At 42.9% G+C, this 6,259-nt stretch carries 6 protein-coding genes; 3 read left to right on the forward strand and 3 right to left on the reverse strand.

Annotated elements, in window-relative coordinates; genetic code table 11:
- Positions 1–4 precede the first annotated feature (4 nt).
- Together JI741_RS31525 and JI741_RS31530 are read left to right on the forward strand one after the other, a co-directional pair.
- Positions 5–802, forward strand: a complete 798-nt coding sequence (locus JI741_RS31525; RefSeq protein WP_202016450.1) for a hypothetical protein — start codon at positions 5–7, stop codon at positions 800–802.
- A gap of 171 nt (positions 803–973) precedes the next feature.
- Positions 974–2,143 (forward strand): hypothetical protein, encoded by a 1,170-nt coding sequence (locus JI741_RS31530; RefSeq protein WP_202016451.1) that lies wholly within the window; start codon positions 974–976, stop codon positions 2,141–2,143.
- A 139-nt stretch (positions 2,144–2,282) separates the two neighbouring features.
- On the opposite strand, the gene JI741_RS31535 is transcribed toward JI741_RS31530, so the two are convergent.
- Together JI741_RS31535 and ligD are read right to left on the reverse strand one after the other, a co-directional pair.
- Positions 2,283–2,621, reverse strand: a complete 339-nt coding sequence (locus tag JI741_RS31535; protein ID WP_202016452.1) for a hypothetical protein — start codon at positions 2,619–2,621, stop codon at positions 2,283–2,285.
- A gap of 138 nt (positions 2,622–2,759) precedes the next feature.
- Positions 2,760–3,731 carry a non-homologous end-joining DNA ligase gene (gene ligD, locus JI741_RS31540; protein ID WP_202016454.1) on the reverse strand — a complete coding sequence of 324 codons (972 nt, stop codon included), beginning with the start codon at positions 3,729–3,731 and terminating at the stop codon, positions 2,760–2,762.
- A gap of 245 nt (positions 3,732–3,976) precedes the next feature.
- On the opposite strand from ligD, the gene JI741_RS31545 reads away from it, so the two are divergent.
- On the forward strand, positions 3,977–4,846 hold the full coding sequence (locus JI741_RS31545) for a DUF932 domain-containing protein (protein WP_202016456.1): 870 nt from the start codon (positions 3,977–3,979) through the stop codon (positions 4,844–4,846).
- A 352-nt stretch (positions 4,847–5,198) separates the two neighbouring features.
- On the opposite strand, the gene JI741_RS31550 is transcribed toward JI741_RS31545, so the two are convergent.
- A complete protein-coding gene (locus JI741_RS31550) occupies positions 5,199–6,068 on the reverse strand; it encodes a toll/interleukin-1 receptor domain-containing protein (protein ID WP_202016457.1) in 870 nt (289 codons plus the stop codon).
- Between the last annotated feature and the right edge of the window lie 191 nt (positions 6,069–6,259).

The following is a 6,259-nucleotide window of genomic DNA, read 5'->3' on the forward strand; positions in this document are numbered from 1 at the left end:
TCCTATGAGAATACTTTCACTCGCTACACTGCTAAGTTGTACCTTATACGCAAATGCCCAAATTGACGTAAGTCGGCGACTCACCTTTAAAGCAGAGAATGTTGACCTGCCAACATTGTTTGACTTGCTTGAAAAACAATGTGGCATTACCGTCATCTATGGGACCGATAATCTCCCGGCGGTTCTCCGGGTGTCGATTACGGGAAACGAAATCAGCCTACTCGCAGTCGTGAATGAAATTTGCAGACAAGCAAATCTCAATTACTATATCATTGAGAGTGCTATCGTTTTCAAATACTCCCAACCAAAGATCAGCAATCGACCCAACGATGTCACCAAACAAACCGTAGATTTCTCACCGACAATTCCACCGGTCAATCTACCTGAAAACAAAACGTTGCAAGCCACTCAAATCATAATAAGCGGTGATACGTTGTACACTCGCCCAACCGTCCCAACGCAAACGGAACCTGCTGATGACACTATAGAAACAAAAACAATGGAAGCACATTCGCAAGCCCTGCAAGGCAGCGAGCGGTTAAAACCCAAAATGACAAAAAAATCGGGCGGCATATTTCTAACATACGGAATCCAGCGATCGATTGCCTCAGAAACGTATTCCATCGGTTCGCATCCAAGTTTCTCCCTACCGGTCACCAATAGAATTTTCCTTCGTTTATCAGCAGGGTATGCATCCAAGGATTTTACACTATACTACAACTATAAAATCCTGGACCCGATGACCCTTTCCCAATCCCTGAAGCAACAAAGATTAAAGCGCGGTATCTGGAGATTCCATTAACCATTGGTTATGCCCTTATTCTAAGCAAAAGTTTAACCTCGGCTTTACCGTGGGATTAATTCCTGTCCAAGTTTACTCCGCTATGACTGGGTAATCTCGTCTGTTTCATCATCAGAAAGTAAGTCGGTGGAAACCACTATGCCTGTTTTATCGTGTTAAAAAGATATAGAATTGAAGTATGAGCTTGAAAAAATTGAGAGCATCATCGCCACCGGCTTATTCACCAGTGACGGTAAGCCGTTATACGAATCAAAGGAACTGACCAGTGGGCTTCAAAACACCATTATGGAAGAGGTGGAGCGTATTAAGAAAACCTTCATCCAGGAAATTTTTCTTTTCCAAAACGAGCGTCATTTGGAGCGCTACATCCAGTTCCACCAACAAGAGTTAATCCGTCTGATCAATATATTGTCCATCGAGGATTCAACGATACACGCAGTCGAAGCAGCACGTTTAAAGACCCATTGTCATTGGGCAATAGAAAACCTATTGCACTTCATTGAAGATCACTTCACCAAATACTTTGACCAGGACATCAAAGCTCCGCAGCATTACGTATCCGCTGCCGCCATGGATGTTCTCAAAAGCATTAGTGATTTAAAGGTTCAACTCGCGTCCTTAAAGGCAGAGGAGCAACTCGTGGATCTCGCGCTCGCCCCGCTGCTAAAATTTATTGAAATAAGTCAGTCCGGAAAGCTTACCTACCGAGACGTCATCTATGTGAACGAGATCAGAAAAGAGCTATATCAGGTAACTTACCAACACAACCCGACCCGCGATCTCAATGAAGACTTGCGCCAGGCCATTTTGTATCTTAACTTCAATACCCTTCCCTACTTCCGGTATTACACCATTCACCTCAACGCTTTTCTCCATAATGCTGACGCAGGGCAAGACAAGCTCGAAAAACTTTCCTACGCCTTAAAGCTGCTCAATCAAAGCCAGGTGAAACCTGGTGTCGGATATGATCGTACCCTACCTTCATTAAAGCAGCAAATTGGCGATTGGCTCGTCGAGGAGATATCCTATATAGAAAGGACACAAGCACAAGACCGTAAACAGCCTGTGAGCAGTCAACTTTCCCAAGACTACAAAATAAAAATTGACTTGTCCGTTTCTGCCTTGGCGTATTTACTCCGAGTGCTCTTTGAAATAAAACTCGTCCAGAATAAGAACATGTCGGATACCATGCGCTTCTTTGTGCGATCCTTTCAATGCAAACGCCTGGAGAACATTTCGTTCGAAAGCTTTCGTGTTCGATATTATAACACAGAAGAAGGGACAAAGAAGAATGTTCGAAATATTCTTCTCCAAATGGTGGATCACATTAATAAAAATTGAAGTCTTTCAGTAGTTTTGCGCTCCCTTAAAGCACCCTCGGCGAAACGCCATACCCATTTGATTCAGGAGCCCACCACTTGAATAAGCGCAGTAAAGTTTTCTTCACTGCTCATTTTTCTACCATACAGATCAATAAATTTTAAAAGGCGTATTTTTGTAATGTCTTATCAAGCTCCACCATGATGAGGCCATTCGTCCTGCTTTGAAACGACTCACCAGGGGAATGGGTTAACTCCGTCAATATAGCGGAATAGTGTACCAAATCAACAGGCGAGATAAGCATTTCGTGCAGATCGCGATTTACAAATTCCATTTTTATGTGGCTCAGGTGCACGCCGAACTTTTTCCCAACGTACTCTTGAACAACTGCGTTGTCCAAGTAGGTCTTTACCACACTGTTCCGTTCCTGGCGAACCCAATCAATCGCTTCATGCATCGAAAACTTTACCTGCTTATCATTAAGCTGCTCCCCTATCATGTGAATGTGTTTGGATGATGTGTGCAAGTTAACGCGACGCTAAAATTTATCACAGTGCAGAGCAGACTTTTTGTTGGTGGAAATTTTGATTGAGGTATTCTAAAAAAATTATTTTTTCAAACCGTGCCAATCGTAAAACTATTTCCGGATACGTTTTGGTTTTTCTAAATCGACGTCCGAAGATGGCTTATCCACGCGCAAACCCTGAAACACGGGATGCCGTACACTGCCATCTTCTGTGATTTCAGTGAATTTAATATTACAGACCAGTGTTGGTTCTACCCAGATAACATCAGAAGATTCCTTTATGGGAACATCGAGTGGAGAGGTCTTCCGCGTGAGGGGCTTGAGTTTCTGATACAGATCTTTGAGTGAGCGGTCTGAGAATCCAGTACCTACATTGCCAATGGAAGTAAGTTTGCCCCTTTTTTTGACCGCCAGTAGTAATGATCCAAAATAACTACGCGAGCCCTTGGGCTCCGTATAACCCACGATGATGGCTTCCTGCCCCTGTACATTCTTGATTTTGAGCCACTCTGCGGAGCGTTTCCCGATCGCATAGGTGCTGTGTTTCTTTTTGGCAATTATGCCTTCCAGACCAATTTTCTTTATCTCCTGAAAAAAAATTTTTTCATAGTCCTCGACGTGATCACAATACATAATGACGTCGGACTTTGGAATAAGCTTTTTTAAGATCTCCATTCTCTCCAGCAATCCCAACCGGGTTAGATCGTTCCCCTTTAAGACAAGACAATCAAATATCAGATACTGGATGGCATACCTATCCGTGTTTTTGTAATTCTGGAGCTTTTGAAAGCTTGGTTTCCCCGCTTCATCAAAGACAACAATCTCCCCATCCAGGATCACATCATGTTGTACCGATTTAAGAGCAGCGAAAACTTTGGGATAGGCTTTGTCAAAGGTTAAGCCATTTCGCGAGTAAAGCTTTACTTCTTTTTTGGTGATTTCGGCAATGGCGCGGTACCCGTCCCATTTGATTTCAAAGAGCCAGTCCTTATGGTCAAAGGCCGGCAGGTCGGAAAGTTGAGCCTTCATGGGCTCCACGAATGATGCCAGCTTCCGTCCCCCTCCAATTTTCACATACTTCATAAGGGAAGATAAGAAATTGAGGAGACTATACGGTAGTGCTCACATTTTTTGGTCAAGCTCCGTTTTTTTCCAGACTTCCAGCCAAAAGACTACGGCATAAAACGGCGCCTGCCTTCGGCCTTCCTTCCCATTTATTCCGTTTCCTTTTGGCGTAAGCCCGGTCATGGAGTTCCGTTGTGTTTCGTTCCGGAAAAAATCGGGCTGCCCTCGCATCAAAAAAATGTTCAACCAAAACAAGTGATGCTATGAAAAACCATTTTGAAAATGCGGGTGGTGCCAATCTGAAAGAGAGATTGCAAAACGACAATGTATTTGTGAAACAACAAATCCTGAGTCTGTCAACGTTAACCGGAATTTCTTCACGGAAAGGATTGGAAAAGGCGATTGTCTCTGAAAATCAGATTGTCAATGTCGTAAGCAATTCCTACGGGCATCTGCCCAATGAAAAGTTCTTTTACGAAGTTGAGGCAAAGCTTATCGATGCGGGAATCGAGTATGTCACCCGCTCCATAAATCGCGATAACCGATCCTTTGCCGTGGACTACATTCTTTCCGACGAGCGATGGATCGTGAACGTTAAGAATGGTTACGACAGGCTACGGCCCATGCTGAGATTTACCAACAGCTATGACGGTTCCTGCAGGACCTCAGGACATTTTGGTTTTTTTCGGGAAGTTTGTACCAACGGACTTCACACGGCTCATGCAAAGGTTGGCTTCAGCGTTAAACACCGCGGTGATATCATCCAGGCGGTTATTCCGGAAATTGGTGAATTGGTTCAGAAATTCATAAACAATGAATTTTACAGCCTGCATCAGAAGTTTGAGGTGCTGGCTGAGAGGCCTATTAGGGATTTGAAGAAATTCGTGAAGGTAACCGCAGAGTATTTTAAGTTGTTTCAGTTTGAATGTAGTGAGAAGAATCCTGAGTCGTCGTTGAACGCCAGGACCGTATTGGATACTATTCAGAATGAGGCGTGGCTGCTAAATACGAAACCGAATTTTTGGTTGGGGTACAATGCGTTCAATGCATTGCTGCACGGTAAGCTTAAAAGGACGTTTGAGGCACAGAGTAACCTTGATGGCAGAATATTCGAACATTTAATATCAAAGTGACTATAGGGAGCTGATGAGAATCAGCTCCTCTTTTTTTTGTTCGCAGAATGGGTAGTTCAGTTTGAGATAAATTCAATCCTTCAGCTTGTGATCCAGTTGGTTCAAATTTTTAACCCGTTTCATAAAACCTATCTATATCAAGTCATTGCAAAGCTTTCAAAATGTCAAGGTAACCGAAAAACCATCATTTTAGATGGCTATAGTTGGTTTCATTTGAAGAAAATCGACTAAAAACGGACATTCGCTCGAGTGCCTCTTTACGATTGAACAACATTGTTCAAAACGAACGCCCTACGGTAGTGTTCTATTCGTGCGATTCATCCTCTAGAAGCTGCTAGTACTTCATCGGTGCCTATTTATTGATCGCTACATGCAACCTATTGATTGCTACCTTTAATTTATTCTCATAGTCAGACTCGGACTTGTCAGGCCATGGCAAACCAACGAAATTTAAGAGAGCGGGACAATACTCGTATATCTGATCCTTTCGAACTCCATGCCATATTGGGATAATTGATTCACTACCCAAGTGCAAATCCTTCATAAAAACAGTATCAAACTCCATCTTCGTCCATCCAGAGTTCGCCATAAAATTTGGACTCAAAACGACAATACATTTTCTTGCCCCCTTAATGCCCTTTTCAATAGACCTTCTAAGATTATCCCCAAGATTTAATGAATATTCATCATACCAAACGGGGCAGGCCAACTTGGTTAACCCCTCAACAATTGGCTTAGCAACTAAGTCCTTGTCTCTAGAATCGTGAGAGATAAACGCTAGAGGTTTTTCAAATTTGGCACGCGCGTCAGCATACGCTTGCCTTCTAAATTGAATGAAGTGCCCCTGCGCAGCGGCTTGCTGCCTTATATGCTGATCACAATCGTTTTTCGGTGGATTTTCATCATAAACAAAGATTCTTCCCGCAAATATCATATCGTCAGATTTCATTGCCTCTTCGCCTCCTTCCATTCCTCCCTGCACTTTCAAGTCATTCTTTAGATTAAAGATTGTCCCAAGATTTGTCAAGGCCGCTGCAGCAGGACAATCTAAGAAGTCATTCCTTTCCACGTAGAATGACACATACGATGCATTACTTTCAAAATCAAGATGAAGTCGCCCCATCATTTTCAATTGAGTAGAATTTCCAAGTTCAGCATAAAACTCCTTTTCAATGCAGACTGTCTTTGCGTCCAGTACGAAATAATCCTTCAATGATGCCATGGAATACTATTTTTGAATGTTATCTAAAAAATCTCAAACTCGATTTAGACTTCAAAATGTGTAAGCTCCCCCGAAAATTGGGCCACTCAAAAGTTTCCTTTTCAGTCTATAAGCAAAGCTAAGTGACCGCTCCATGGATATCAAGACCAAGGCGAGCGATTGCCTGCGGCAATCGGTCTTGACATCCCTTC

Source organism: Chryseolinea lacunae (assembly GCF_016735595.1).
Taxonomy (GTDB): Bacteria; Bacteroidota; Bacteroidia; order Cytophagales; family Cyclobacteriaceae; genus Chryseolinea; species Chryseolinea lacunae.

Coding starts and splice junctions, on each gene's coding strand:
- JI741_RS31525 (WP_202016450.1), top strand. CDS start 5: ATGAGAATACTTTCACTCGCTACACTGCTAAGTTGTACCTTATACGCA.
- JI741_RS31545 (WP_202016456.1), top strand. CDS start 3,977: ATGAAAAACCATTTTGAAAATGCGGGTGGTGCCAATCTGAAAGAGAGA.
- JI741_RS31550 (WP_202016457.1), bottom strand. CDS start 6,068: ATGGCATCATTGAAGGATTATTTCGTACTGGACGCAAAGACAGTCTGC.
- JI741_RS31535 (WP_202016452.1), bottom strand. CDS start 2,621: ATGATAGGGGAGCAGCTTAATGATAAGCAGGTAAAGTTTTCGATGCAT.
- ligD (WP_202016454.1), bottom strand. CDS start 3,731: ATGAAGTATGTGAAAATTGGAGGGGGACGGAAGCTGGCATCATTCGTG.